The organism is Pseudomonas fluorescens (genome assembly GCF_001648775.1).
Taxonomy (GTDB): Bacteria; Pseudomonadota; Gammaproteobacteria; order Pseudomonadales; family Pseudomonadaceae; genus Aquipseudomonas; species Aquipseudomonas fluorescens_M.
In genome coordinates, this window is sequence record NZ_LVEJ01000019.1 from 1 (window position 1) to 24,802 (window position 24,802).

Consider the following 24,802-nt stretch of genomic DNA (forward strand, 5'->3'; position numbering starts at 1 on the left):
GCGAGCCTGCTCGCGAAAGCCATTGTTCAGACGACAAAGATCCTAAGGGTTACTTCTTTTCTGTATCCGCCACCTGCGGCACTTGCGGCAACGCCGCGCCTTTTGGCCAGAGCATCCAGATCTGCCCTTGCTGCTTCATGTCCCCGGCCAGTTGCCCGGCCGCCTCCCCGGTGCCCCAGAACAGATCTGCACGAACCTCGCCGGCAATTGCGCCGCCGGTGTCCTGCGCCGCCACCGGACGCACCAGGGCCGTACCATCCGGTTTTGTCGTCGACAGCCACAGCAGACTACCCAACGGAATCACCTTGCGATCCACCGCTGCGCTGTAACCCGCCGTCAACGGTACGTTCAGCGAACCGCGCGGGCCTTCGTTGCTGTCCGGGTTGCGGGTGAAGAACACATAGCTCGGATTGCTGCCGAGCAGTTCCGGGATCCGCGCCGGGTTGGCTTTTGCCCAGTTGCTGATCGCGTTCATGGTCACGTCTTCTTTCTTCAGCTCACCCTGCTCGACCAGCCAGCGGCCGATCGGCCGGTACGGGTGGCCGTTCTGGTCGGCGTAAGCGATGCGCAGCTGTTTGCCGTCCTGGGTCTGAATCCGCCCTGAACCCTGAATTTGCAGGAATTGCAGGTTCATCGGATCGGTCAGGTAGGCAACCACGGGGGCTTTGACGCCTTTGGATTCGATGGTGGCTGCGTCGTCGTAAGGCTTGAGCACGCGACCTTCGAGGCGACCGCGCAGACGCTTGCCTTTCAGTTCCGGGTAAATGCTGTCCAGCGAGACGATGATCATGTCTTCCGGCACGCCGTACACCGGCACATTGGCCGTGTCTGTCGGCGTCAAACTGCCGGGGTAGACCGGTTCGTAGTAACCGGTGATCAAGCCGTTGGGGTTGTCGTTTTCAGCGCGCAGGCCGTAGACGTCGAGGTTTTGTTTGAGGAAGGCGCGAATCTCGTCGGCGCTCTGCGGCACAGTGGCCGCTGCTGCGCAGGTCGGGCCCCAGACCGTATCAGCCTTGAGTCGGGTGCAGGCGCTGCGCCACGAACCGAAACCTGCCACCAGATCGCTGTCGGACACAACCGGCAGTGCTTCCCACGTGGCGCTGGAATAAGTGGCCAGTGCGTGGGTTTTCGGCTTGGCAGTCTCGCCACCGGTGCAGCCGGCGAGGATCGCCAGCAGCGGAAGGGTTGCGATCAACGGGTGACGCCAGGCCTTGAAACGGCTGTTCATGGAGTGATTCCTGTGCCGGTTGCCCGCGTGCTCCATGCGCTCGGACAACCCGTATTTTTAATAGGGCTATTGGTGTTTGACGGTGACGCGAGGATACTGGCCGCCGAATTCCGTGACCTGAAGCCATCATGACTCTTAAAAGAATTTCTGTTGTATTGCTGGCCTGTCTGACCCTTGCCGCCTGTGGCGGTGTCGACCCGAATTCCCCGCTGGGTCAACGCAAGGCGATCTTCAAGCAAATGCTCAAGACCGGCGAAGACCTCGGCGGCATGTTGCGTGGACGCATTCCGTTCGACGGGCCGAAGTTCGCCGAAGGCGCGGTCAAACTCGATGCGTTGTCCCATGAACCGTGGAAGCATTTCCCGCAGGTTCGCGAAGAGGATCACACCAGCGCCAAGGACGATGTCTGGAAACAGCAGGCGCGTTTTCAGGAAATGGCCCGCACCCTTGAAGCGGCCACCGGTGAATTGGTGATCGCCAGTCAGGTTCAGCCGTACAAAGCCAGCAACCTGGGGCCTGCAGTGCAGAAAGTTGAAGACGCCTGCACTGCTTGCCATAAACAGTTTCGCGATCATTGATTTTTGTAGTCTGAACTGACGCCTTCGCGAGCAGGCTCGCTCCCACAGTTGACCGGGTTGTCTAGGTGAACGCCGTCTAATGTGGGAGCGAGCCTGCTCGCGAAAAGGGCATCAAGTCCACCGCATTGCTTATCACTTATCGATTTCGTCCAGCGCGTCCTGCAGTTCTTTGCGCGACTCGGCCAGTTTGTCTTTGCGCTTGTTGATCTTCTCCGGATCGCCTTTCTTCATGGCCTTGTCGAGATCCGCCTGACGCTGACTCACTTGGTGCTTGGCTTCGAGCACCTTGTTTTCGCGCTCTTTCTTCAGGCCCGCGTCGGTGCAGTGCTCGTTCACTTCACGCAGGGCCGTTTCCAGGCCTGCCTGCTGATCGGCATTGCCGCGCGTCTTGGCTTGTTCGATCTGGTTCATGATGCCCTGCTTTTTCGCAGCGCAGCCGGTCAGGCCCGGGGCGTCTTCGTCGGCCATTACGGGGGCGGCCATCATGCCGCAGAGGGTGAGCATGGCGAGCGGTGCAAGAAATTTCATAAAAGCTCCATGTGCAAAGGCAATCGGGTCGTTCAGGCACTGCGCTGTTGGAGCGCCTCGGCGGCCGATGGGTTCCCGGTGCGCCGGGATTGCGTGGTCAAAAACCGTCGATTCCGGCGGCATGTAAGGTTTCGCTCAAGGCCAGTACCTGCGGGTCGCGAAAGAATGCGCTTAATTGCGCGGCGCGTCCCGGGCCGATACCGGCTTCTGCCAGCCATTGTTCGGTGTTGCGTTGTGCCAGCGCCTGCCACGAATCAGGCAGTCGGGCCTGACCGGTTGGCGGCAAGCCCAAGGCCCGGAGCCATTGAGCGAACGGCCGCTGGCGCGCACCGTTAAAACTGTTCATCAGGCGTTCGCTGCTGCGCTCGCCGAAGCCGGCAATGTTAGCAAGCTCTGGCGCGTCGAGGGTCAACCAATCCAGCAGGTTGTTTACGCGGCGTGTTTCGAGAAGTTTCTCCCAGGTGCCACGGCCGACATGTTGCATCGCCAGACCCTGCTTGCCACTGAGCCAGGTCAGGCGTGCGAGAAACTGGCTCTCGCAGCCGGCGGTGGGTTGCCAGCAACTCAAGGTGTGGAAGTCTTCGGCGTTGGGGATATTGATGTCTGCCCGTTCGCTGGTGCGCAGCACGACACTGTCGAGCCGCGGAATGGTCAGGCCGGCGAGGCTGATCGCGATCTGATCACCGGGGCGAATATCCAGCGTTTGCCAGCGCTTCAACGAGCTGGCGCTGACCCGTTTGATCTCTCGGTCATCCAGCATGACCGGGATCAACTCGATCACCGGTGTGATACGCCCGGTGCGACCAATCTTGAAGTTGACCTTGCGCACTTGCGCCAACGCTTGCGCAAACGGATATTTCCAGGCGACCGCCCAGTACGGCGCCCGCGCCTGCCAGCGCTCGGCGGGTGGACGCTGGCTCTGGCGCAAAACCACGCCGTCCGTGGCAAACGGCAGGGGTGAGCGATACCAGTGCTCGCGCCATTTCTGCGCCTCGGCGAAGTCGCTGACGGGATGGCTGAACGGTTCGATTGTGGCGAAACCCAGTGCTGCCAATCTGGCGATTCGCTCGGGCAAGTCCAAGGAGTCTTGCGGCCAGTCCCAGACGAACAGTCCGATGCCGGCGGCATGTTCGGCCTCAAGCGACTTTCTTCCCATCAGGCCTGCCACGGTCGCGCGGGCGTTGACGCTGCCGGCTCGAGCTTGCACGTGTTCGTTCAAGCGCCAGTAGAGTTCGCCTTGCACCAGCAGATCCACGGGTTGTGAAAGGCGTTGAGGGATAGCGCCAATTTTCTGTGCCGATGCCGTCCAGTCTTGGCCACGAACGCCGTCACCACGACTGATGGCCTGATGCAGAACGCCTGCGCGATAAATCAGCGTCACCGCGACGCCGTCGACTTTGGGTTGTACCCAGACATCCTGGCGGTCGCGTAGCCATGCTTCCACAGCCTGGGCTTTGTGCAGTTTATCCAGGCCGGTATGGGCGATGGGGTGCGCGATCGAGCCTGAGGCCGTGCGCAAGGGATCGGCTGGCGAGGGCAATTTGAAGCACTCTCGCCATTCGTTCAGGCGGGTGCGCGATTGATCGTAGAGCTCATCGGCAATCAGTGAACGACCTTCGCGGTGATAGGCGTCGTCCCATTGGTCGATCTGTTTTTGCAGGGCGGCGATTTCGCTTTTTGCTTGAGTGGCCGGCCATTTCGGGCAATCGGCGTGGGCGTTGAGGGTCGTACAGGCGAGGAGAAAAACAGACAGCAGGCGCAGAGTAGCAAGCATCGTGAGCGTCCTTGCTCAGGGGGAATGCTTGAAGGGTAGAAGACGAAAAGGCGTTCGGTGGGTGGGGTGTTTTGCGGGGTGTGTCTGCTCGGGAAGTGATGCCGGTCCGGCGGGCCTCTTCGCGAGCAGGCTCGCTCCCACAGGGGTTCGGGGGCAAGTTCAAAATTGTAGTTCAGGCATGAAAAAGCCCCGCACGGCGCGAACCGTGCGGGGCTTTTTTGTACCGCGGGGGAAGTCTTACAGACCCGCAGCAGCGCGCAGGGCGTCGGCGCGGTCGGTTTTTTCCCAGGTGAACGTGGTGAAGGTGTCTTCGCCAACGGTCTTGGTCTCTGGCGTGCGACCGAAGTGGCCGTACGCTGCAGTTTCCTGGTACATCGGGTGCAGCAGGTCGAGCATGGTGGTGATTGCGTATGGACGCAGGTCGAACACTTCACGCACCAGTTTGACGATCTTGTCGTCGCTGATCTTGCCGGTGCCGAAGGTGTTCAGCGAGATCGACGTAGGCTGAGCCACGCCGATCGCGTAGGACACCTGAATCTCGCAACGCTCGGCCAGGCCGGCAGCGACGATGTTCTTGGCAACGTAACGGCCAGCGTAGGCCGCCGAACGGTCAACCTTCGATGGATCTTTACCGGAGAACGCGCCGCCGCCGTGACGGGCCATGCCGCCGTAGCTGTCGACGATAATCTTGCGACCGGTCAGACCGCAGTCACCTACCGGGCCGCCAATGATGAACTGGCCGGTCGGGTTGATGTGGAACTGGGTGTCTTTGCTCAGCAGTTCGGCAGGCAGCACGTGCTTGACGATGAGCTCCATCACGCCTTCGCGCAGGTCTTTGTACGACACTTCAGGGTTGTGCTGGGTCGACAGAACAACGGCGTCGATACCGACAACCTTGCCGCCTTCGTAACGGCAAGTCACTTGCGACTTGGCGTCCGGACGCAGCCAAGGCAGCAGACCCGATTTACGGGCTTCGGCCTGGCGCTGCACCAACTGGTGCGAGAAAGTGATCGGCGCTGGCATCAACACGTCGGTTTCGTTGCTGGCGTAGCCGAACATCAGGCCCTGGTCACCGGCGCCCTGATCTTCAGGCTTGGCACGGTCAACACCCTGGTTGATGTCCGGGGACTGCTTGCCGATGATGTTCATCACGCCGCAGGTCGCGCCGTCGAAGCCGACGTCGGAGCTGTTATAGCCGATGTCGAGAATCACGTTACGCACGATCTCTTCCAGATCGACCCAGGCGCTGGTGGTGACTTCACCGGCAACGATGGCCACGCCAGTCTTGACCAGCGTTTCCACGGCAACGCGTGCGTGCTTGTCCTGGGTAATGATGGCGTCCAGCACCGCATCGGAAATCTGGTCGGCGATTTTGTCCGGATGTCCTTCAGACACGGACTCGGAGGTGAAGAGGGAGTATTCGCTCATCTCGATGTTTTCCTGAATTTACCGATGGTGAGTGTCGCCAGCCGGTCGCTGAAAATGGCGGACCTGGATCTGGAAACCATTACGTAAGCCTACATAGAGGCTGTCCCCGGGAACGAGTCCCGCAGCGGTGGCCCAACGGGCCAAATCGTCCTGTTCAAACCCCAACCACAGATCACCGCAGGCCTCCCTGGCCCAACTCTGGTTGTGGCTACATAACTCTGTCACGAGCAGACTACCGCCCGGTTGCAGCAGGTCGGCCATGTGCTTGAGCGCATCGGCCGGCGCGGCGAAATGGTGCAACACCATATTCAGTACAACGCAATCGGCCTTAAGGCTTGTGCCGTTCAATGCATCGGCCAATTGCAGGCTGACGTTAGCCAGCTGTTCACGTTCGCATACCTGACGCGCCAGTTCGAGCATCGCCGGGCTGTTGTCCAGCGCGGTTACGGTGCCGAAACGACGCGCCAGTTCCGGCAGAAAAGCACCATCGCCGGGGCCGACTTCAATGGCCGTGGCAGCACCATTGAAATTCAGTTTGTCGAGCAGGGCCAACACGCTTTCGCGGTACTGCGGCAAGCCTGCGATCAAATCCTGCTGGGCGCGAAATTTCTCCGCGACCCGGGCGAAAAAGTCCTGACTGGCCGCCGCACGTTGGCCGTGCACCTGTTCAATGCGCGTCTGCACATCGTCAGGCAGCGTCAGGTTGTCGACTTCTTCTAACAATGCTGCGTGCAACTTGCCGCCCAACAGTTCGGTGTGGGGCAGGGCGCGGCGATAGAAAATCGCGTTGCCTTCACGGCGGGTCGCCACCAGGTCGGCTTGTGCCAGTACCTTGAGGTGGTGGCTCATGCCGGACTGACCGATGCCGAAAATCTGCGCCAGCTCCAGAACACCAAACGAATCGTTGGCCAGCGCGCGCAAGACATTCAGGCGCAGCGGATCGCCGCCGGCCTTGCACAGGGCCGCCAGCTCGTCGCAATCGTCATGGCGAATGGAAGGCACGCGTAAATTCATAGGGCCGCAGTCTAGTGACGGTGAGAATTGATCGCAAGGCCAATATCAAAAAGTTTTGATATTGCTCGATAAATGGCACTTCTCACGAGACGGTTAACTCTACAAACGAGTAGCGGAAAGGTTTCACCAACAGAAAGCGCCGCTATCCATTGGAAAAACGCCCCCCGATGACTATCTGTCATTGCCCCGAGGCGCCCCGGTGAGGGAAAATGCCCTCCTTTTTTCCGTTTCAATCTATTCACACCCAGGAGATCAGCGATGCCTAGCCGTCGTGAGCGTGCCAACGCCATTCGTGCCCTCAGCATGGATGCCGTGCAAAAAGCCAACAGCGGCCATCCCGGTGCCCCAATGGGTATGGCAGATATTGCCGAAGTGCTTTGGCGCGACTACCTCAAGCACAACCCGAGCAATCCATCGTTCGCTGACCGTGACCGCTTCGTGCTGTCCAACGGCCACGGCTCGATGTTGATCTACTCGCTGCTGCACCTGACCGGTTATGACCTGTCGATCGAAGACCTCAAGCAGTTCCGTCAACTGCACAGCCGCACCCCGGGCCACCCGGAATTCGGTTACACCCCGGGCGTTGAAACCACCACCGGCCCGCTGGGTCAGGGTCTGGCCAACGCCGTCGGTTTCGCTCTGGCTGAAAAAGTTCTGGCAGCGCAGTTCAACCGTCCGAACCACAACATCGTCGACCACCACACCTACGTGTTCCTGGGTGATGGTTGCATGATGGAAGGCATTTCCCACGAAGTCGCTTCGCTGGCCGGTACGCTGGGTCTGGGCAAGCTGATTGCGTTCTACGATGACAACGGCATCTCCATCGACGGCGAAGTCGAAGGCTGGTTCACCGACGACACCCCGAAGCGTTTCGAAGCCTACAACTGGCAAGTGATCCGCAACGTTGACGGTCACGACCCGGAAGAGATCAAGACCGCCATCGAAACCGCGCGCAAGAGCCCGCTGCCGACCCTGATCTGCTGCAAGACCACCATCGGTTTCGGCTCGCCGAACAAGCAGGGCAAAGAAGACTGCCACGGCGCCCCGCTGGGTGATGCGGAAATCGCGCTGACTCGCCAGGCGCTGAACTGGAACCACGGCCCGTTCGAAATTCCGGCCGACATCTATGCCGAGTGGGATGCCAAGGAAAAAGGTCGCGCGGCCGAAGCCGAGTGGGATCAGCGTTTCGCTGCCTACTCCGCTGCATTCCCGACCGAAGCCAACGAACTGGTGCGTCGTCTGAGCGGTGAGCTGCCAGCTGATTTCTCGGAAAAAGCCTCGGCCTACATCGCTGAAGTCGCGGCCAAAGGCGAAACCATCGCCAGCCGTAAAGCCAGCCAGAACACCCTGAACGCGTTCGGCCCGTTGCTGCCGGAACTGCTTGGCGGTTCGGCTGACCTGGCCGGTTCCAACCTGACCCTGTGGAAAGGTTGCAAGGGTGTCAGCGCTGAAGATGCCAGCGGCAACTACATGTACTACGGCGTGCGCGAATTCGGCATGACCGCAATCATGAACGGCGTCACCCTGCACGGCGGCCTGGTGCCTTACGGCGCGACCTTCCTGATGTTCATGGAATACGCCCGCAACGCCGTGCGCATGTCCGCGCTGATGAAGAAGCAAGTCATCCACGTCTACACCCACGACTCTATCGGTCTGGGCGAAGACGGCCCGACGCACCAGCCGATCGAACAACTGACCAGCCTGCGTACCACACCGAACCTCGACACCTGGCGTCCAGCCGATGCCGTTGAATCGGCGGTGGCCTGGAAAAACGCACTGGAGCGTAAGGACGGCCCATCGGCGCTGATCTTCTCGCGCCAGAACCTGCAGCACCAGGAACGCGATGCCGGCCAGATTGCCGACATCAGCCGTGGTGGTTACGTGCTGAAGGACTGCGCAGGCGAGCCTGAGCTGATCCTGATTTCGACCGGTTCGGAAGTCGGTCTGGCGGTTCAGGCTTACGACAAACTGACCGAGCAGGGCCGCAAGGTGCGTGTGGTTTCCATGCCGTGCACCAGCGTGTTCGATGCTCAGGATGCTGGTTACAAGCAAGCCGTGCTGCCGTTGCAGGTCAGCGCACGTATCGCGATCGAAGCGGCGCACGCCGACTTCTGGTTCAAGTACGTGGGTCTGGAAGGTCGCGTGATCGGCATGACCACGTACGGCGAATCGGCTCCGGCTTCGGCACTGTTCGAAGAGTTCGGCTTCACCCTGGAAAACATTCTGGGTCAGGCTGAAGAGCTGCTGGAAGACTGATCCGGAAAAGATGTCGTCTGAGCTGACGCCTTCGCGAGCAGGCTCGCTCCCACATTGGAATGCATTTCCCTGTGGGAGCGAGCCTGCTCGCGAAAGCGTTGGTTCAGGCAACATCGCACTGACTGATTCCCCACGGTAATCGAGAACCCCATGCCTCAACCGCGTCCCTTCAAAGTTGCACTCAACGGCTACGGCCGGATTGGTCGTTGCGTCTTGCGTGCGTTGTTTGAGCGAGGCGAAAAAGCCGGGTTTGAAATTGTCGCGATCAACGATCTGGCGGACATGGCCAGCATCGAATACCTGACACGCTTCGACTCCACCCACGGCCGTTTTCCGGGCGAAGTGCGAGTAGAAGGCGATTGTCTGCATATTAATGGCGACTGCGTGAAGGTCCTGCGCAGTGCCACCCCCGAAGGCATCGATTGGGCGTCGCTGGGCGTCGATCTGGTGCTCGAATGTTCCGGTGCCTACAACACCCGTGAAGACGGCCAGCGTTTCCTTAACGCCGGCGCGCCGCGCGTATTGTTCTCGCAGCCGATGGCCAGCGAGGCGGATGTCGACGCCACCATCGTTTACGGCGTCAATCAGGATTGCCTGACCGGCGACGAACTGCTGGTGTCCAACGCCTCCTGCACCACCAACTGCGGCGTGCCGTTGTTACGCCTGCTCGACAAGGCCATTGGCCTCGATTACGTGTCGATCACCACCATTCACTCGGCAATGAACGATCAGCCGGTGATCGACGCCTATCACCACGAAGACCTGCGCCGCACCCGTTCGGCGTTCCAGTCGGTGATCCCGGTGTCCACTGGTCTGGCGCGTGGTATCGAGCGCCTGCTGCCGGAACTTGCCGGGCGAATTCAGGCCAAAGCCGTACGCGTGCCGACGGTCAACGTGTCCTGCCTCGACATCACGATGCAGACCGCCACCGCGACCGACGCCAATGAGGTCAACCGGATCCTGCGCGAGGCCGCCACCCATGGCCCGCTCAAAGGCCTGCTGGCCTACACCGAGCTGCCGCACGCCAGTTGTGATTTCAACCATGACCCACATTCGGCCATCGTCGATGCCAGTCAGACCCGTGTTTCCGGCCCCAAGCTGGTGAACATCCTGGCCTGGTTCGACAACGAATGGGGTTTTGCCAACCGAATGCTGGACGTTGCAGAACACTATCTGCAAACAGCAACTTCAAAAAAACCGTAGGAAGTGCGACCCATGACCGTGTTGAAGATGTCCGACCTCGATCTGCAAGGTAAGCGCGTATTGATCCGCGAAGACCTCAACGTCCCAGTCAAGGACGGTGTTGTCACCAGCGATGCGCGTATCCTGGCTTCGCTGCCGACCATCAAGCTGGCCCTGGAAAAAGGCGCGGCCGTGATGGTTTGCTCGCACCTTGGCCGTCCGACCGAAGGCGAGTTCTCTGCCGAGAACAGCCTCAAGCCTGTCGCTGACTACCTGAGCAAGGCGCTGGGCCGTGAAGTGCCGCTGGTCGCTGATTACCTGGGCGGCGTTGACGTCAAGGCCGGCGACATCGTGCTGTTCGAAAACGTGCGCTTCAACAAAGGCGAGAAAAAGAACGCTGACGAACTGGCCCAGCAATACGCCGCCCTGTGCGACGTGTTCGTGATGGACGCTTTCGGCACCGCTCACCGCGCCGAAGGTTCGACCCACGGCGTGGCCAAGTTCGCCAAAGTCGCCGCTGCTGGCCCGTTGCTGGCTGCTGAACTGGATGCACTGGGCAAGGCTTTGGGCGCACCGGCACAACCAATGGCGGCCATTGTTGCCGGCTCCAAGGTCTCGACCAAACTCGACGTACTGAACAGCCTGAGCCAGATCTGCGATCAACTGATCGTCGGCGGCGGCATCGCCAACACTTTCCTCGCGGCAGCCGGTCACCCGGTTGGCAAGTCGCTGTACGAACCAGACCTGCTCGACACCGCGCGCGCCATCGCTGCCAAAGTCAGCGTGCCGCTGCCGGTCGACGTAGTAGTCGCCAAAGAATTCGCCGAAAGCGCTGAAGCCACCGTCAAGCTGATCGCTGACGTTGCTGCTGACGACATGATTCTGGACATCGGCCCGCAAACCGCAGCCAACTTCGCTGAACTGCTGAAATCGTCGAAAACCATTCTGTGGAACGGTCCGGTCGGCGTGTTCGAGTTCGATCAGTTCGGTAACGGCACCAAAGTGCTGGCTCAGGCCATCGCTGAAAGCTCGGCGTTCTCCATCGCTGGCGGTGGCGACACTCTGGCTGCGATCGATAAATATGGCGTGGCTGAGCAAATCTCCTACATTTCCACCGGTGGTGGCGCGTTCCTCGAATTCGTCGAAGGCAAAGTGCTGCCAGCCGTTGAAGTCCTGGAAAGCCGGGCCAAGGCCTGAGGCCGCCCGTTTGGCCAGGCAAAGGAGTGTTTACATGGTCAAGTCGTTAGCGCTGTTGTTGCTGACCGGTACGCTGGCGGCCTGCGGGAGTAACCCGAAGGCCGAAGCCACGCCGGCGCCGAGCGAGTCGCAGAAGGGCTGTTACCAGGCCGACTGGCAGGCCGAAACCAACCCGGTGCTGAACAAGCGCTCGGGGCCGGACGGCCTGGAGAAATACGAGACGCAAACCCCGGCCAAGGAACATGGTTGTCCTTGACGGGTCTGACTCTTTAACTCAGGGCTGGCGGCGTGCGCCGTCAGTCGAGGAACACGGATGAAAGGCTTGATCGCCATTGCGGCGTTGGCATTGTTGGGCGGTTGCGCGCAGTTGAACCTGTTTCAGTCGTCTGCCCCGGCGGATAACTGGACGACCTGGACCTGCGACAGCCAGGCCAAAGTGCTGTGGCGTTACGCCGATGCCGGCCAGAAGGAAGTCGACGTTCGACTGGGTGGCGGTGATCAGGTCTATCGCCTGAAAGAAGAGCCGGGCGCCTCGGGCACGCTGTACAGCGACGGCATGCTGGCGTTTCACGTCAAAGGTGAGGAAGGCCTGGTGTACTGGGTCGCCACCAATGACCTGATCGGCCGCGGCTGCAAAGCTGAATAATTGCAACACCGCAGGCCCAATGTGGAAACAGATCCAACTGTGGGAGCGAGCTTGCTCGCGAAAGCGGTGGATCAGCTTGCATCAATGTTGACTGTTGAAATGCATTCGCGAGCAAGCTCGCTCCCACAGGAGGTCTGTGTAGCTCTCAGGATTTTGCTTTATCGAATCACCAGACCGGGCCTCAACCCCCGATCTGCAATCACTTGAATAGCCGCCGCCGCTCCGGCAGGCTGGCACGATTAACGACCCTCAACCGGGAGAGACACACACAATGGCACTTATCAGCATGCGCCAGATGTTGGACCACGCAGCCGAATTCGGCTACGGCGTTCCAGCTTTCAACGTCAACAACCTTGAGCAGATGCGCGCCATCATGGAAGCCGCTGACAAGACTGACTCCCCGGTGATCGTTCAGGCTTCGGCCGGCGCTCGCAAATACGCCGGCGCGCCTTTCCTGCGTCACCTGATCCTGGCCGCGATCGAAGAATTCCCGCACATCCCGGTGTGCATGCACCAGGACCACGGCACCAGCCCTGACGTCTGCCAGCGTTCGATTCAACTGGGCTTCAGCTCGGTGATGATGGACGGCTCGCTGGGCGAAGACGGCAAGACCCCGACCGACTACGACTACAACGTCCGCGTTACCCAACAAACCGTGGCCATGGCGCACGCCTGCGGCGTTTCGGTAGAAGGCGAGCTGGGCTGCCTGGGTTCGCTGGAAACCGGCATGGCCGGTGAAGAAGACGGCATCGGCGCCGAAGGCGTTCTGGATCACAGCCAAATGCTGACCGATCCGGAAGAAGCCGCTGACTTCGTCAAGCGGACCCAGGTTGATGCCCTGGCCATCGCCATCGGCACCAGCCACGGCGCCTACAAGTTCACCAAGCCACCTACCGGTGACGTGTTGGCGATCGACCGCATCAAGGAAATCCACAAGCGCATCCCGAACACCCACCTGGTGATGCACGGTTCGTCCTCGGTGCCACAAGAGTGGCTGGCGATCATCAACCAGTACGGCGGCGACATCAAAGAAACCTACGGCGTACCGGTTGAAGAAATCGTCGAAGGCATCAAATACGGCGTACGCAAAGTCAACATCGACACCGACCTGCGTCTGGCATCCACTGGTGCGATGCGTCGCCTGATGGCCACCAACCCGAGCGAATTCGACCCACGTAAATTCTTCGGCGCCACCGTGACCGCAATGCGTGATGTTTGTATCGCTCGTTATGAGGCGTTCGGTACTGCGGGTAATGCTTCGAAGATCAAACCGATCTCGCTGGAAGCGATGTACCAGCGTTATCTGAAGGGTGAGTTGAACGCTAAGGTAAACTAAGTGTTTGGTCTCAACTGCGTTATAAAAAACCCGCCATAAGGCGGGTTTTTTATTCTTTGTTATTTCACTTTGTCGGCTTTAAAATTATACGTTTTACCCACATTATCCCCACCTGCGTTAACCGTGACCGTACCGTTCAACTTCTCATCGTTGGCGTCGGCCGATTTCAAAGTGATGGTGAGTGTACTGTCACCATGTCCATATTCATCTCCATCTGAGGCTTTTGCTTTTGCTTGAAGATTAAAGGACCTTGAATTCTTCGCGGTATAGGTACCGGTGACGGTGAAATTAAGTCCGTAATATTGCATTTTGCCATTTTTTAACTGTCCATTTTGTGGGCTCAGTTCGTCAAATGTAAGTTTTAAGCAATTGCTTTCACCTGGATCAGAGACGGCGCCGTTGTAAGTAACCATTATGTTTGTCCTGTGTTCGCGATATTTAAGACTCGGGCTAAATGTCAGTCCGAAGTTGATTTTTTCGTATCACGTTGATGAGGTTAGATTGAAGGCTGTTTTTTGTAACCTGATAGAAATGACAGTTTTTTATATTAATTCGCGATGCTTTGGTCGAGTATTTCGTAAGTTCGATATATGTGTGGGTGATTTAAATAGGTTTGTTCTACTTGTTTTTATCAGTTCGAGCGAATTCGATTGCGTAAGTTGTTAAAAAAGGACGGATTTATTTATCAAGATTCCGTTCCCTTTATTCGCCTGTGTCGTGTCAGTCCCGCTAGATCGGCAAGCTGTGCCTGCGTCAGGCCACGACTTACAAGTTTTTCGCGTAATTGAATACCGAGACGGATGATTGAAAGAGGGTATCCATGTTGCGCTACCGTCACATTTTGATGTGTTGCGTATGGGGAACATTTAGTCCATTTGGTTCAAGAAACCCGCCATGAGGCGGGTTTTTTTGTGGGCGGCTATTTCTTTAGTTCGACATGATCCAGTGCCTGATTCACCGCCAGTTCACCGAGCATGACCACCTGCGCGATGCCTAGCGCGGTCTTGCGGTGTGAAGTGTCCAGCATGGCGGCGAAGTTGTTGAGCATTTCGCTGGCTGAACCCAGGGTTTCGCTGGCGTTGGCCAGCAGGGATTCGGTGTTGTACTTCGGGTTGGCGAGGTACATGGGCTCGGGTTGATGCGTGCTGGCCATGATGAAGGCGGAAGGTTTTAGGTAATGGTCGAGGGCGCGTTCGGCGGCGTCGTGGAGTTTTTTTGAGTCGAGGGATTCGTAGGGGGATGCGGGATCTGTTTCTGGCGGGTGTGGCGTTGATTTGATCATGTTTCGTCTCCGGTAAATGGAGCCGACACCGGATCGCTACTAAACGAAGAGGGTGGCAGCTGAACGCAGGTTAGTAGACCGGGGAGACGCGACCGGCGCACCCGAAGGCGCCCTGCGTACAGCTACCATCAAGCGCAGGCGTAGAAATACCTGACTGAACGGATGCACATACGCTTCGCGTAACCACGGGCTACTAAACCCGATCACTGGAAATCAGTGACGCGAATCAAGTTACCGATGGCCCGCCAGGCGCACAAGCCGGCGGATTCTGGCGTACCCGTAGGCAACGACGCAAGGTGTTGTAGGCATCCGGAAGTAACCGCTGGGTGGCTTAAACAACGTTGTTGAATGCAGACCGTCGGGTCCACAGTGCGTTTGTTATCTTTTGTGTACAGAGTTCTGCAATTCACCGGCCAATTTAGAAGTTGGATAATTCCAAAATCGTATAAAAAACTGTCAGAAATTACAGGTGTCTTGGGGTTGTTTATAGTTGAAGATAGAGTCTCTTCAATATCGTAAAGGAGTACGGCCATGAGTATCAGCGCAGCAAGCTTCACATTTGGTGCACGATATAAAGTCATCAGTAATTCTGGCGTAGAGATAGAGGGGGTCGTGGAAGAGAATGATCCAACCTCTCTGTTGATTGGGCTAGGGGCGGATCCAAAACAAACAGTCCCTTATCAAAAGATTGCTAGTTTTGAGAAGGTTGAAATTGCAATTCAACAAAGAGGCGGAGCAGCGAATGCCAATGCGATTAAGGCAGCTGTTGCAGCTGGGAAGGGCAAGTATTAGTAAACGTCGACACAATGTTGATCTCAATCGTGATGCAAGTCCTTTACTTGACTCGCAATATATTGGTTGGCGAGTGTGTTAAGTGATTTTATTTTCGCGTTGAGTCATATCTTTTCACTTAGAAAATTAACCCGCCCAACGGCGGGTTTTTTTGCGTTTGATTGGTTGATATCACTATTTGTCGTGATCGATGTCGAGTTTGGAGAAGGTCACTTGCCCACCTTCACTCGTGTACCCGGTATTGTCCTGCACATAAACCCCAGCCTTGAAGTACAACGGCTTGTTCCGCCAGGTCGCGCTGATCTGGCTGTCCCACTGATAACCCGCCGCGCTGATGCCGAGTGCGCCGCCGGGGCTTAAGTGGATGAGGTAGTTGAATTCGCGATCCAGTTTGATCCCGGTCGCCAGGGTGATGACGCGGCTTTCATCCTCGTCCGGATGCATGCGCACCTTGATCACGAGGTTGCCGGTTTCGGTTTTTGTCTTGTACTGATATTCAAGTTTGACCATCGGCTTCTGGCTTTCATAAGCGTGGATCTGGCCGATGACGATCTTGCCGGAGCTCGGTACTTTGTTCACCGTGACGGTCGCGCGCAGCAAGTTGTCGGCGTCCGGGTAGTACCAGTTGCGCAGGGTGCCGTTGCTGTAGGTTTCGCGCAGTTCGGTGCGTGGGTAGATGGCGTTTTCGGTTTTTGACCCGGTAACCGGTGACCAGAAGAACAAGGTGCCGGTGTCGGAATGGAAGTACTGATCTTTGAAGCCGTTCACCAGTTTTGAGGTTTCGACGGTGTATGGCGGGCTGCCAACGGGAACGCTGAGGTTCCAGGTTGCGAGATCGATCATGTCGGTTCTTCCACTCAAGTTTCACTGCACGCACGTGCCAGAAGCTCTAGCCCGCACGTTTTGGGGCGGCCTTTATAAGCGTAGAGGGATTTTTTGTTAATGCCCGTTTGGCAGATGATTGACGTCAACATCCTGTCGAAATGCCATCTCTGCCGGTTTCCGGGGGCTTCAGCGGTGACCGTTAGTCGGCAAATTCACGCTTTGGTTAAATGATGGCCTGATGACAGCTTCTGCTTTCTTGGATCCAGTACTAGAGTGAAGGCTCAGTATGTGTACGGTTTTACCGGAATCGCCCTGAAGTCCCGACAAGAGAAGCAGCATGGAATGCGCGCAACCCCCGCCAGGTGAAGGCAGCTCTGTCCTTTTGATCGTTGATGATTACCCTGAAAATCTGATCAGCATGCGCGCGTTGCTGCAGCGTCAGGATTGGCACGTCATCACGGCCGCCTCCGGTTTCGAAGCGCTCAATCTGTTGCTGGAACATGACGTCGACCTGGTGCTGCTGGATGTGCAGATGCCGGGTATGGACGGCTTTGAAGTCGCACGATTGATGCGCGGCAGCCAGCGCACGCGCCTCACGCCGATTATCTTTCTGACCGCCAACGAACAATCTCAGGACGCCGTGATCAAGGGCTATGCCAGTGGCGCGGTGGATTACCTGTTCAAACCGTTCGACCCGCAAATCCTCAAACCCAAGGTGCAGGCGTTGCTGGAACACCAGCGTAATCGCCGCGCCTTGCAGCGCCTGAGCCATGACCTGGAAGTGGCGCGCGCCTTTAACGCCTCGGTGCTGGACAACGCCGCCGAGGGCATTCTGGTGCTGGGCGAGGACGGCTTGATCCGCTTCGCCAATCCGGCAATTTCACGGCTGCTCAATGCGCCGGTGAAAGAGCTGGAAGGTAAGGAGTTTCTCGACTATCTACAGAAGCCGCACATTCCGTTGTGGGCCGATTCCGAGTTTTATGCCGGCTACAAGCGTGGCGAAACCCTGAGACTGCACGATGCCTTACTGCGCACAGCGCCCGGCCAGCAAGTGCCGGTGGCCTTGTCTTGCGCGGCATTGCCCTCCGAGCAACATGCGATGGTGGTGACGGTGCTGGACATGTCGGTGGTGCGGCACCTGCATCAGCAACTGGAGTTCCAGGCGGTCACCGATCCACTGACCGGGTTGCTCAACCGACGTGGGTTCTACCAGACCGTTGAAAATCTGTTGTTGCGTGGTGAGCGCAGCGACAGCAGTTGGGTATTGCTGTATCTGGATCTCGACGGCTTTAAACGGGTCAACGACTCCCTTGGTCACGATGCCGGTGATCGCGTGTTGCGCTGGGTCTCGGAGCAGTTGAAGGCCTGCCTGCGACCTTTCGACATTCTCGCGCGCATGGGCGGCGATGAATTTACCGCGCTGCTGGACCTGGAGTTCCCCGAGCAAGCGGCGAAGATTGCGGAGAAGCTCATTGAACGGGTGTCGATCTGTCAGCAGATCGAAGGTCTGGACATCGCCCTCGGCGCCAGCATCGGCATCGCCACTTACCCCGATTGCGGTTCGAACCTCGACGGCTTGCTGCGCGCCTCCGACATCGCCATGTACGAAGCCAAACGCGCCGGCCGCCAGCAATATCGCTTCTACGATCATGAAATGAATGGCCGGGCGCGCTCGCGGCTGATGCTCGAAGAAAGCGTGCGCAGCGCCATCGAGAACCGTGATTTCAATCTGGTCTATCAGCCGCAAGTCGCCATCGACACGGGGCAGATTCGTGGTTTCGAAGCCTTGCTGCGCTGGCAGCACCCGAGTGTCGGCGATGTGCCGCCGGGATTGTTTTTGCCGTTGCTGGAGGAAGCGCGGCTGATCAGTCGCCTCGGCAGCTGGATCTATCATCGTGGCGCCGGCCAGCGTAAAGCCTGGGAAACCCTGTTCGCCGACGACTTGGTGCTCGGCGTGAGTTTGAGCAACACCCAGTTCAGCCTGCCGAATCTGGTCACCGAGTTGCGTCAGGTGATGGAGCGGCACGCCCTGCAACCACGGCAACTGGAAGTCGAAGTCACCGAAGAAGCGTTGATGCAAAACCCCGAGGAAACCCGCAAACAACTGCGCTTACTGCGCAATCTCGGTGTGCGCGTGGCGCTGGATGATTTCGGCTCCGGCCCTTGCTCGTTGGCGCATCTGCGCGATCTGGAACTGGATACGCTCAAGCTCGATCGCCATCTCATCGCGCGATTGCCGGACTCCAAACGCGACGCCTCGCTGGTCAGCACAGTCATCAGTCTGTGCAAGCAATACGGATTGCTGGTGATCGCCGAGGGCGTGGAAACCATCGAGCAATACCAATGGCTACAAGCCCACGGCTGCGAGTACGTGCAAGGCTTCCTTGTGGCGCGGCCATTGATCGCCGAGGACGCCGCCAGCTTTGCCGAACCGTTTGACTGGAGCGCGCTGCCCGGCTGAATTCGCTACACTGGCGGACCTTTTTCGAACCGTGTCGCTCGTCCATGACTGTGTTGAAGTACCTCCAGGCCTATCCCGCGCAATTACAGGATCAGGTGCGCCAACTGATCGCCGAAGGACGTCTGGGTGAATACCTGAATCAACGCTATTCGGGGCGCCACGACGTGCAGAGCGACAAGGCCTTGTACAGCTACGCGCTGGACATGAAGCAGGAATACCTGCGCAACGCGCCGGCCATCGACAAGGTGCTGTTCGACAACCGCCTCGACCTGACCCACCGCGCACTGGGTCTGCACACCACGGTTTCGCGGGTGCAGGGCGGCAAGCTCAAGGCCAAGAAAGAGATTCGTATCGCTTCGTTGTTCAAGGATGCCGCGCCGGACTTTCTGAAAATGATCGTCGTGCACGAACTGGCGCACTTCAAAGAGTCGGAGCACAACAAGGCGTTCTATAAATTGTGCGAGCACATGCTGCCGGGGTATCACCAGGTCGAGTTCGATCTGCGCGTGTACCTGACCTGGCGCGATATGCAGGCTTAACCGTACGCAACCAGGAAGGTGGGGATGGACGTCAGCAAGACCAAAAGCAGTTTCTACCGCCGCTTGTATGTGGCGTACCTGATCGACAGCGGTCTGGCGCCGAGCGTGCCGACGCTGACCGAAGTCACCGGCATGCCCCGGCGCACGGCGCAGGACACGATTGCGGCGCTGGCGGATCTGGATATCGTCTGTGAATTCGAGCAGGAAGAGGGCGCGCGTAATCATGCGGGGCGCTATCGGATTCGTGAGTGGGGGGCGATTGATCGTGGGTGGATCGAGCGTAATTTGCGGCAGATCAAGGCTGTTCTTGAATATCCCTGAGTCCTGCGGCGCCTGAGCTGACGCCTTCGCGAGCAGGCTCGCTCCCACAGTTGGAATGCGTTTCCCTGTGGGAGCGAGCCTGCTCGCGAAGGGGCACTTAAGGGCGACGCATCCCGATATGCGGAATGTCATCCTCCAGATATTCCTCACCCGCCACAACAAACCCATACTTGCCGTAATACCCCTGCAAATGCGCCTGCGCCGACAGATAGATCGGCACCTGCGGCCAATGCTTTTCGGCCTGCTTCAGCGCCTGCTCCATCATTTCGTGCCCCAGCCCTTTGCCACGACCTTGCGGTGCGGTAATCACGCGGCCAATCACCACGTCGCCGCCCTGAGATTCCGGATCCAGCAGACGCAGATAGGCCATCAACTGGTCATCCTCCCAACCCATCAGGTGAAAGGTATCGCCTTCCAGATCCTGGCCGTCGAGGTCCGGATAGGCGCATTTCTGTTCGACCACGAACACGTCCGAGCGCAGTTTCAACAGCGCATATAGCTGTTCCTTGCCCAGATCACTGTGATGTTTGCAGACCCACTCGATTGTCATTTTTCGATTCCTTGAACGTGTCGCCCGATACTAAGCGCCTGCGGCAAAGATGTCTTTATGGCGTAAGAGTCTGTGACAAAGGTCAAAATGCCATCATTCCTTTCTCGCAGCCTCCGCGACTTTGTGTAATCTGCAGGAGAGCGCTGTGCACTGGCTGCAATGAGCTAATGTTAGGGCCTGGGTTTTGCCGGTAAGGGGCCTTGGGGTTTTGACTGAAAACATGCCGGGCATCTGCCCGCTAAGGATTTTCAAGCATGCCGCGATTGCATCGAGCCTTTGCTTTGATCGGATTGCTCTTGCTGAGTCAGAGCGCTGCAGCGGAGAAGCTGCGGCTGGTGTTTGATATCTGGCCACCCTTTACCGACGACACCTTGGTCAACGGTGGTCTGGCCACCGACATCGTCAGCACGGCGCTGGCCCGGGCCGGTTATGCCAGCGGTTATGAACAGGTGCCATGGGCGCGCGCCCTGCTCGGCGTCGGCGAGGGCCGTTACGATGTGTTGGTCAACGCCTGGTACAACGACGAGCGGACCAAACTCGGCCAGTTCTCCGGTGAATATCTGCTCAACCGCATCCGCTTTCTCAAGCGCAAAGACACGCCACTCGACTACTCAAATCTGCAGCAACTGCACACCTATCCGATTGCAGTGGTGCGCGGCTACGCCTACTCGGCGCCGTTCGATGCCGACACGGCGTTGCAGAAAGTCCCTGTGCATAACTTCGCCATGGCCGTGCGCATGCTCGCGGCGGATCGGGTCAAGCTGACGCTGGAGGATGAGTTTGTGGCGAAGTATTACCTGGCCAGGGAATCCGCCAAGGTGCGCAACTCGGTGGAGTTTTTGCCCCAGCCGTTGAGTGAGAACAGCCTGCATATCTTGGTCAGCCTGAAGAATCCGCAGCATGAGCAGATTGTCGCGGGGTTTGACAAGGCGATTGCGGCGATGAAGGCGGATGGGAGTTATGACAAGTTGTTGAGGCAGCATGGGATGTGAGGGCTGATCCAGAATCCTCTGGGTGGCTGATGGCCTCTTCGCGAGCAAGCTCGCTCCCACATTGGATTCGTGAACGACACAGAACAAATGTGGGAGCGAGCTTGCTCGCGAAGGCGTCCTGTCAGCCAGCGCTGACCTCACTGGTGTCCTTGATAAGATGCGCCGCCAACGTCCGCAACGGCCCCAACTGCCGGCAGATCAACGCCAACTGCGTCTGCACCAGCCGCTGCCCCTCATCGATCTCATCGGCCATCTGCTCCAGCTCATTGGCCAGCGCTTCTTCCTCGTCACTCTGAATCGCCACCGGCTGCTTGTTCGCCAACCCCTGAGCGATTTCATCGATGCTCGTCGCCAGTTTCACCCCGGCGCCATCAATCAAATGCTCGCGCACATCCGCCGGTAACTGCGTCTCGCGATGCGCGCCCAGCCCTGACAGATAACTCAACAACGTGTGTGACAGCACCAGAAAGCGGAAGCCGACATCCGCTTCCTTACGGAAATGCCCCGGTTCCATGAGCATGTTCGCCAGCGTCGTCGACAGCGCCGCATCGGCGTTGTGCGCGTTGCGTCGCGCCAGGCGATAAGCGAGGTCGTCGCTTTTGCCAGCGGCGTATTGCTGCATGATCTGGCGCAGGTAGATGCTGTTGCAGGTCAGGGTGTTGGCCAGCACTTTGTTCAGGCGTCGGCCCTGCCAGTCCGGCAGGAACAGGAATACCGTCAGGCCGGCAATCAGGCTGCCGAGCAAGGTATCGAACAACCGTGGCAGGAACAGCCCGTAACCATCACCGACCTGGTTGAAGCAGAACAGCACCATGATGGTGATCGCCGCCGTCGCCAGGGTGTAGCGGGTGGTTCGGTTGGTGAAGAACACCACGCCGGCGGCGATGGCGAAGCAGGACTGCACCAACGGGCTCGGGAACAGATCGAACAACGCCCACGCCACGGTCAGGCCGATGGCCGTGCCGAAGATCCGCTGACCGAGCTTGCGCCGGGTCGCGCCGTAGTTCGGCTGGCAGACGAACAGGGTGGTGAGGATGATCCAGTAACCCTGCGACGGGTGAATCAGATGCACCATGCCGTAGCCGATACTCAGCGCCAAGGGCAGACGCAGGGCATGACGGAACAACAGAGACGTTGGCGTTAACTGCGTGCGCAGGCGAATCCAGACGTCCTTGAGGTTGCGCGGCGAGCGGTCGAGCAGGCTGCTGTCGGTTGCGTCGGCCAAGGCATCGGGGTTGCTCGCGTCGCTGAGCAAACGGTCTAGGGTGCCGAGGTTGGCCGCCAGTGCGCGCAGTGAGCGCAGCAATCCGCGCCATGCCGGGTTGCTCTGGATGCGCAGGTGTTCGAGGGAGGCGTCGAGGTCGCTCAGGGCTTCGGCGAAACTGGCGTCGTAAATGAACGGCTGGCGCATCTGGATCGATTCGGCCAAGGCGCGGCAAGCCTTGCCCTGTTGACGCAACAGGCGCTGGCAGCGGAACAGTACGTCGCTGTGGAAGAACGCTTCGGCCAGCGCGTTGTACGGATAGTGCGAGGAGCTGGCGCGTTCGTGGATGTCCTGAGCGAGGAAATACAGTTTCAGGTAGCGACTGACCTTCGAGCCGGGGCGGCCGTTGCCAACGCGGTGCAGGATGATTTCCTTGGCGCTGTTCAACGCTGCGACCACGCGGCCGTTTTGCTGGGCCAGTTCCAGACGTCGGGCTTCGACGTCCATCTGCCGGATCGGCTCGAACAGCGAGGATTTCAGCTTCAGGTAAAAGCCCAGTTCGCGGAATAATCGCGCCAGACTCTGCTGCACCGGCTGGTTGGAAAACAGCGCCTGCCACAACACCGAGAGCAAGCCGTACCACGCCGCACCGGCCACCAGCAGCATCGGCTCGTGCCAGAAGTCGGTGACCGCGCCGCCGCGCTGATCAACGCCGATCATCGTGTACACCGACAGAATCAGCGTCGCCGAGGCAATCGCCCCATAACGCTCACCGAGCGCACCGAGCATGGTCAGGCCGAAACTGGCCAGCGCCAGAGCAATGGCAAACACGATGGGGTAGGGGAAGAGCAATTCCACCGACAGCGCGGCGATGCTGAAACACACCAGCGTCACGGCGAGGGCATTGAGGCGGCCCTGCCAACTGTCGTCGGTTTCCGCCAAAGCGCTGGCGATGATGCCGAGGAACAACGGGATCAACAGGCCCATTTCATCCTGATACCAACACAGCGCCATGCTGCCGGTCAGGGCGATGAACACCCGCACGCTGTAGCTGAATTTATCCAGCGCCCACAGGCGCCGCAAAGACTGACGAAACGAGGTCGAGGACATGAAGTGCGAAGGCCTTCCGAGGCGATGCCGCTAAATTGAGCCAGTAATGACGCCGACGCAATGGCGCCGATCACATCTGACAGCAAAAAGTGTTCCTTTTACTTACACCACAAACCACTGTGGGAGCGAGCTTGCTCGCGAATGCGATGTGTCAGTCACCACAATGTTGACTGAAAGACCGCTTTCGCGAGCAAGCTCGCTCCCACAGGGTTTTGTGTTTGGCTTTGGATCAAGCGTACTGCGCGGCGGCGTAACCGGAGGCCCAGGCCCACTGGAAGTTGAAGCCGCCCAGGTGGCCGGTGACGTCGAGCACTTCGCCGATGAAGTACAGGCCGGGGCTTTTCAGCGATTCCATGGTCTTGGAGGAAACTTCGCGGGTGTCGACACCGCCGAGGGTTACTTCGGCAGTGCGATAACCTTCAGTCCCCGCCGGAACGACTTTCCAGCTGCCCAGCTTCTCGGCAATCTCCGCCAGTTCAGCGTGGGTGTACTGCTTCATCGGCTTGGACACGAACCAGTTGTCCGCCAGCAGATTGGCCATCTTCTTGGTGAAGATCTCACCCAGTAGGGTTTTCAATTCGCTGTTCGGGCGCTCGGTGACTTGTTGCTGCAGCCAGCTCGCCGCATCGTGATCCGGCAGCAGGTTGATTTCCACCGTGTCACCGGATTCCCAGAACGAGGAAATCTGCAAAATCGCCGGGCCGCTGAGGCCGCGGTGAGTGAAGAGGATGTTCTCGCGAAAGCTCTGGTCGTTGCAACTGACCAGACAATCCACCGAAGTGCCGGACAGCTCGGTGCACAGTTCCTTGAGCTGATCGGTGATGGTGAACGGCACCAGACCGGCGCGGGTCGGCAGCAGTTCATGACCGAATTGTTTGGCCACTTGGTAACCGAAACCGGTGGCGCCCAGCGTCGGGATCGACAGACCGCCGGTGGCGATTACCAGCGACTGGCACTGGATCTGGCCGAGGGTGGTGTCGAGCAAGTAACCGCTTTCGACCTTCTCGATGGTCTGGATCGACGTGTCCAGATGCAGCTCGACGCCGACCTGATCGCACTCGGTCAGGAGCATTTCGAGGATGTCGCTGGATTTGTTATCGCAAAACAACTGGCCGAGTTTCTTCTCGTGGTAGGGCACGGCGTGTTTGCCGACCATGCCGATGAAATCCCACTGGGTGTAGCGCGCCAGCGCGGATTTGCAGAAATGCGGGTTCTGCGAGAGGAAATTGCTCGGCTCGGTGTACATGTTGGTGAAATTGCAGCGGCCACCGCCCGACATCAGGATTTTCTTGCCGGCCTTGTTCGCGTGGTCGAGCAGCAACACCTGACGCCCACGCCCGGCGGCGGTCAGTGCACACATCAACCCAGCGGCGCCAGCGCCAATGATCACGACTTCGGTAGAGCGCAAAACGGTGTCCTCATGGTGGGTCGCTACAAAACAAACTGTGGGAGCGAGCTTGCTCGCGAAAGCGGTGTGTCATTCAACGTGATGTCGACTGACAGATTGCATTCGCGAGCAAGCTCGCTCCCACAGGGGATCTTCGTTAAATGGAAGATCG

23 protein-coding genes are annotated in these 24,802 nt (G+C 58.6%); 12 read left to right on the top strand and 11 right to left on the bottom strand.

The window, feature by feature from the left end:
- Nucleotides 1–49: 49 nt before the first annotated feature.
- The gene (gene mltA, locus A8O26_RS17905; RefSeq protein ID WP_064119169.1) at nucleotides 50–1,228 is read right to left on the bottom strand and encodes a murein transglycosylase A; all 1,179 of its coding nucleotides are present in this window, start codon (nucleotides 1,226–1,228) and stop codon (nucleotides 50–52) included.
- Between the two features lie 128 nt (nucleotides 1,229–1,356).
- Between mltA and A8O26_RS17910 the strand changes: the two genes are divergently transcribed.
- Nucleotides 1,357–1,806 (top strand): c-type cytochrome, encoded by a 450-nt coding sequence (locus A8O26_RS17910; protein WP_064119170.1) that lies wholly within the window; start codon nucleotides 1,357–1,359, stop codon nucleotides 1,804–1,806.
- Between the two features lie 132 nt (nucleotides 1,807–1,938).
- On the opposite strand, the gene A8O26_RS17915 is transcribed toward A8O26_RS17910, so the two are convergent.
- From A8O26_RS17915 to A8O26_RS17930, 4 genes are all read right to left on the bottom strand, one after another.
- Entirely contained in the window at nucleotides 1,939–2,334 is a 396-nt protein-coding gene (locus A8O26_RS17915) for a DUF1090 domain-containing protein (RefSeq protein ID WP_064119171.1), read from the bottom strand.
- 97 nt (nucleotides 2,335–2,431) lie between these two features.
- Nucleotides 2,432–4,108: an NAD-dependent DNA ligase LigB gene (gene ligB / locus A8O26_RS17920; protein WP_064119172.1), complete on the bottom strand. Its 1,677-nt coding sequence runs from the start codon at nucleotides 4,106–4,108 to the stop codon at nucleotides 2,432–2,434.
- Nucleotides 4,109–4,345: 237 nt separating this feature from the next.
- Nucleotides 4,346–5,536 (bottom strand): methionine adenosyltransferase, encoded by a 1,191-nt coding sequence (gene metK, locus A8O26_RS17925; RefSeq protein WP_008081040.1) that lies wholly within the window; start codon nucleotides 5,534–5,536, stop codon nucleotides 4,346–4,348.
- 18 nt (nucleotides 5,537–5,554) lie between these two features.
- The gene (locus A8O26_RS17930; RefSeq protein ID WP_064119173.1) at nucleotides 5,555–6,550 is read right to left on the bottom strand and encodes an ArsR/SmtB family transcription factor; all 996 of its coding nucleotides are present in this window, start codon (nucleotides 6,548–6,550) and stop codon (nucleotides 5,555–5,557) included.
- Nucleotides 6,551–6,808: 258 nt separating this feature from the next.
- Here A8O26_RS17930 and tkt point away from each other — a divergent pair, with 258 nt between their 5' ends.
- From tkt to fba, 6 genes are all read left to right on the top strand, one after another.
- On the top strand, nucleotides 6,809–8,806 hold the full coding sequence (tkt, locus tag A8O26_RS17935; RefSeq protein WP_016987233.1) for a transketolase: 1,998 nt from the start codon (nucleotides 6,809–6,811) through the stop codon (nucleotides 8,804–8,806).
- A gap of 150 nt (nucleotides 8,807–8,956) precedes the next feature.
- Nucleotides 8,957–10,009 (top strand): erythrose-4-phosphate dehydrogenase, encoded by a 1,053-nt coding sequence (gene epd, locus A8O26_RS17940; RefSeq protein ID WP_064119174.1) that lies wholly within the window; start codon nucleotides 8,957–8,959, stop codon nucleotides 10,007–10,009.
- A gap of 12 nt (nucleotides 10,010–10,021) precedes the next feature.
- A complete protein-coding gene (locus A8O26_RS17945; RefSeq protein WP_064119175.1) occupies nucleotides 10,022–11,185 on the top strand; it encodes a phosphoglycerate kinase in 1,164 nt (387 codons plus the stop codon).
- Between the two features lie 34 nt (nucleotides 11,186–11,219).
- Nucleotides 11,220–11,441 (top strand): hypothetical protein, encoded by a 222-nt coding sequence (locus A8O26_RS17950; RefSeq protein WP_064119176.1) that lies wholly within the window; start codon nucleotides 11,220–11,222, stop codon nucleotides 11,439–11,441.
- A gap of 57 nt (nucleotides 11,442–11,498) precedes the next feature.
- Nucleotides 11,499–11,831 (top strand): MliC family protein, encoded by a 333-nt coding sequence (locus A8O26_RS17955; protein ID WP_008081029.1) that lies wholly within the window; start codon nucleotides 11,499–11,501, stop codon nucleotides 11,829–11,831.
- A 271-nt stretch (nucleotides 11,832–12,102) separates the two neighbouring features.
- Entirely contained in the window at nucleotides 12,103–13,167 is a 1,065-nt protein-coding gene (gene fba / locus A8O26_RS17960) for a class II fructose-bisphosphate aldolase (RefSeq protein WP_007913760.1), read from the top strand.
- A gap of 59 nt (nucleotides 13,168–13,226) precedes the next feature.
- Here fba and A8O26_RS17965 read toward each other — a convergent pair whose 3' ends face one another.
- Both A8O26_RS17965 and A8O26_RS17970 read right to left on the bottom strand, forming a co-directional pair.
- Nucleotides 13,227–13,580: a hypothetical protein gene (locus tag A8O26_RS17965; RefSeq protein ID WP_064119177.1), complete on the bottom strand. Its 354-nt coding sequence runs from the start codon at nucleotides 13,578–13,580 to the stop codon at nucleotides 13,227–13,229.
- Between the two features lie 506 nt (nucleotides 13,581–14,086).
- The gene (locus A8O26_RS17970; RefSeq protein WP_064119178.1) at nucleotides 14,087–14,449 is read right to left on the bottom strand and encodes a DUF6124 family protein; all 363 of its coding nucleotides are present in this window, start codon (nucleotides 14,447–14,449) and stop codon (nucleotides 14,087–14,089) included.
- A 531-nt stretch (nucleotides 14,450–14,980) separates the two neighbouring features.
- Between A8O26_RS17970 and A8O26_RS17975 the strand changes: the two genes are divergently transcribed.
- Nucleotides 14,981–15,241, top strand: coding sequence for a hypothetical protein (locus tag A8O26_RS17975; protein WP_064119179.1), 261 nt, complete (start codon nucleotides 14,981–14,983; stop codon nucleotides 15,239–15,241).
- Between the two features lie 174 nt (nucleotides 15,242–15,415).
- Here the strand turns inward: A8O26_RS17975 and A8O26_RS17980 are convergent, their stop codons facing one another.
- A complete protein-coding gene (locus tag A8O26_RS17980) occupies nucleotides 15,416–16,084 on the bottom strand; it encodes a polysaccharide lyase family 7 protein (protein ID WP_064119180.1) in 669 nt (222 codons plus the stop codon).
- Nucleotides 16,085–16,403: 319 nt separating this feature from the next.
- Here A8O26_RS17980 and A8O26_RS17985 point away from each other — a divergent pair, with 319 nt between their 5' ends.
- The 3 genes from A8O26_RS17985 to A8O26_RS17995 are packed head-to-tail and all read left to right on the top strand — an operon-like array spanning nucleotide 16,404 to nucleotide 19,387.
- Nucleotides 16,404–18,527: a putative bifunctional diguanylate cyclase/phosphodiesterase gene (locus tag A8O26_RS17985; protein ID WP_064119181.1), complete on the top strand. Its 2,124-nt coding sequence runs from the start codon at nucleotides 16,404–16,406 to the stop codon at nucleotides 18,525–18,527.
- A 44-nt stretch (nucleotides 18,528–18,571) separates the two neighbouring features.
- Nucleotides 18,572–19,066, top strand: coding sequence for a YgjP-like metallopeptidase domain-containing protein (locus A8O26_RS17990; protein ID WP_064119182.1), 495 nt, complete (start codon nucleotides 18,572–18,574; stop codon nucleotides 19,064–19,066).
- Between the two features lie 24 nt (nucleotides 19,067–19,090).
- On the top strand, nucleotides 19,091–19,387 hold the full coding sequence (locus tag A8O26_RS17995) for a winged helix-turn-helix domain-containing protein (RefSeq protein ID WP_007913779.1): 297 nt from the start codon (nucleotides 19,091–19,093) through the stop codon (nucleotides 19,385–19,387).
- A 97-nt stretch (nucleotides 19,388–19,484) separates the two neighbouring features.
- On the opposite strand, the gene A8O26_RS18000 is transcribed toward A8O26_RS17995, so the two are convergent.
- Nucleotides 19,485–19,937: a GNAT family N-acetyltransferase gene (locus A8O26_RS18000; RefSeq protein WP_064119183.1), complete on the bottom strand. Its 453-nt coding sequence runs from the start codon at nucleotides 19,935–19,937 to the stop codon at nucleotides 19,485–19,487.
- A gap of 254 nt (nucleotides 19,938–20,191) precedes the next feature.
- Between A8O26_RS18000 and A8O26_RS18005 the strand changes: the two genes are divergently transcribed.
- The gene (locus A8O26_RS18005) at nucleotides 20,192–20,929 is read left to right on the top strand and encodes a substrate-binding periplasmic protein (RefSeq protein ID WP_064119184.1); all 738 of its coding nucleotides are present in this window, start codon (nucleotides 20,192–20,194) and stop codon (nucleotides 20,927–20,929) included.
- A 121-nt stretch (nucleotides 20,930–21,050) separates the two neighbouring features.
- Here the strand turns inward: A8O26_RS18005 and yccS are convergent, their stop codons facing one another.
- Nucleotides 21,051–23,243, bottom strand: coding sequence for a YccS family putative transporter (gene yccS / locus A8O26_RS18010; protein WP_064119185.1), 2,193 nt, complete (start codon nucleotides 23,241–23,243; stop codon nucleotides 21,051–21,053).
- A gap of 229 nt (nucleotides 23,244–23,472) precedes the next feature.
- On the bottom strand, nucleotides 23,473–24,651 hold the full coding sequence (locus A8O26_RS18015; protein WP_064119186.1) for an NAD(P)/FAD-dependent oxidoreductase: 1,179 nt from the start codon (nucleotides 24,649–24,651) through the stop codon (nucleotides 23,473–23,475).
- Nucleotides 24,652–24,802 lie beyond the last annotated feature (151 nt).

Excerpts from the sequence above, each read along its gene's own strand:
- A8O26_RS17945 (WP_064119175.1), top strand. The coding sequence starts at position 10,022 with ATGACCGTGTTGAAGATGTCCGACCTCGATCTGCAAGGTAAGCGCGTA.
- A8O26_RS17950 (WP_064119176.1), top strand. The coding sequence starts at position 11,220 with ATGGTCAAGTCGTTAGCGCTGTTGTTGCTGACCGGTACGCTGGCGGCC.
- A8O26_RS17990 (WP_064119182.1), top strand. The coding sequence starts at position 18,572 with ATGACTGTGTTGAAGTACCTCCAGGCCTATCCCGCGCAATTACAGGAT.
- mltA (WP_064119169.1), bottom strand. The coding sequence starts at position 1,228 with ATGAACAGCCGTTTCAAGGCCTGGCGTCACCCGTTGATCGCAACCCTT.
- metK (WP_008081040.1), bottom strand. The coding sequence starts at position 5,536 with ATGAGCGAATACTCCCTCTTCACCTCCGAGTCCGTGTCTGAAGGACAT.
- A8O26_RS17980 (WP_064119180.1), bottom strand. The coding sequence starts at position 16,084 with ATGATCGATCTCGCAACCTGGAACCTCAGCGTTCCCGTTGGCAGCCCG.
- A8O26_RS17970 (WP_064119178.1), bottom strand. The coding sequence starts at position 14,449 with ATGATCAAATCAACGCCACACCCGCCAGAAACAGATCCCGCATCCCCC.
- A8O26_RS17930 (WP_064119173.1), bottom strand. The coding sequence starts at position 6,550 with ATGAATTTACGCGTGCCTTCCATTCGCCATGACGATTGCGACGAGCTG.
- epd (WP_064119174.1), top strand. The coding sequence starts at position 8,957 with ATGCCTCAACCGCGTCCCTTCAAAGTTGCACTCAACGGCTACGGCCGG.
- A8O26_RS18000 (WP_064119183.1), bottom strand. The coding sequence starts at position 19,937 with ATGACAATCGAGTGGGTCTGCAAACATCACAGTGATCTGGGCAAGGAA.
- A8O26_RS17910 (WP_064119170.1), top strand. The coding sequence starts at position 1,357 with ATGACTCTTAAAAGAATTTCTGTTGTATTGCTGGCCTGTCTGACCCTT.
- ligB (WP_064119172.1), bottom strand. The coding sequence starts at position 4,108 with ATGCTTGCTACTCTGCGCCTGCTGTCTGTTTTTCTCCTCGCCTGTACG.
- A8O26_RS17965 (WP_064119177.1), bottom strand. The coding sequence starts at position 13,580 with ATGGTTACTTACAACGGCGCCGTCTCTGATCCAGGTGAAAGCAATTGC.
- A8O26_RS17915 (WP_064119171.1), bottom strand. The coding sequence starts at position 2,334 with ATGAAATTTCTTGCACCGCTCGCCATGCTCACCCTCTGCGGCATGATG.
- tkt (WP_016987233.1), top strand. The coding sequence starts at position 6,809 with ATGCCTAGCCGTCGTGAGCGTGCCAACGCCATTCGTGCCCTCAGCATG.
- A8O26_RS18005 (WP_064119184.1), top strand. The coding sequence starts at position 20,192 with ATGCCGCGATTGCATCGAGCCTTTGCTTTGATCGGATTGCTCTTGCTG.
- A8O26_RS17975 (WP_064119179.1), top strand. The coding sequence starts at position 14,981 with ATGAGTATCAGCGCAGCAAGCTTCACATTTGGTGCACGATATAAAGTC.
- A8O26_RS17985 (WP_064119181.1), top strand. The coding sequence starts at position 16,404 with ATGGAATGCGCGCAACCCCCGCCAGGTGAAGGCAGCTCTGTCCTTTTG.
- yccS (WP_064119185.1), bottom strand. The coding sequence starts at position 23,243 with ATGTCCTCGACCTCGTTTCGTCAGTCTTTGCGGCGCCTGTGGGCGCTG.
- A8O26_RS17995 (WP_007913779.1), top strand. The coding sequence starts at position 19,091 with ATGGACGTCAGCAAGACCAAAAGCAGTTTCTACCGCCGCTTGTATGTG.
- fba (WP_007913760.1), top strand. The coding sequence starts at position 12,103 with ATGGCACTTATCAGCATGCGCCAGATGTTGGACCACGCAGCCGAATTC.
- A8O26_RS17955 (WP_008081029.1), top strand. The coding sequence starts at position 11,499 with ATGAAAGGCTTGATCGCCATTGCGGCGTTGGCATTGTTGGGCGGTTGC.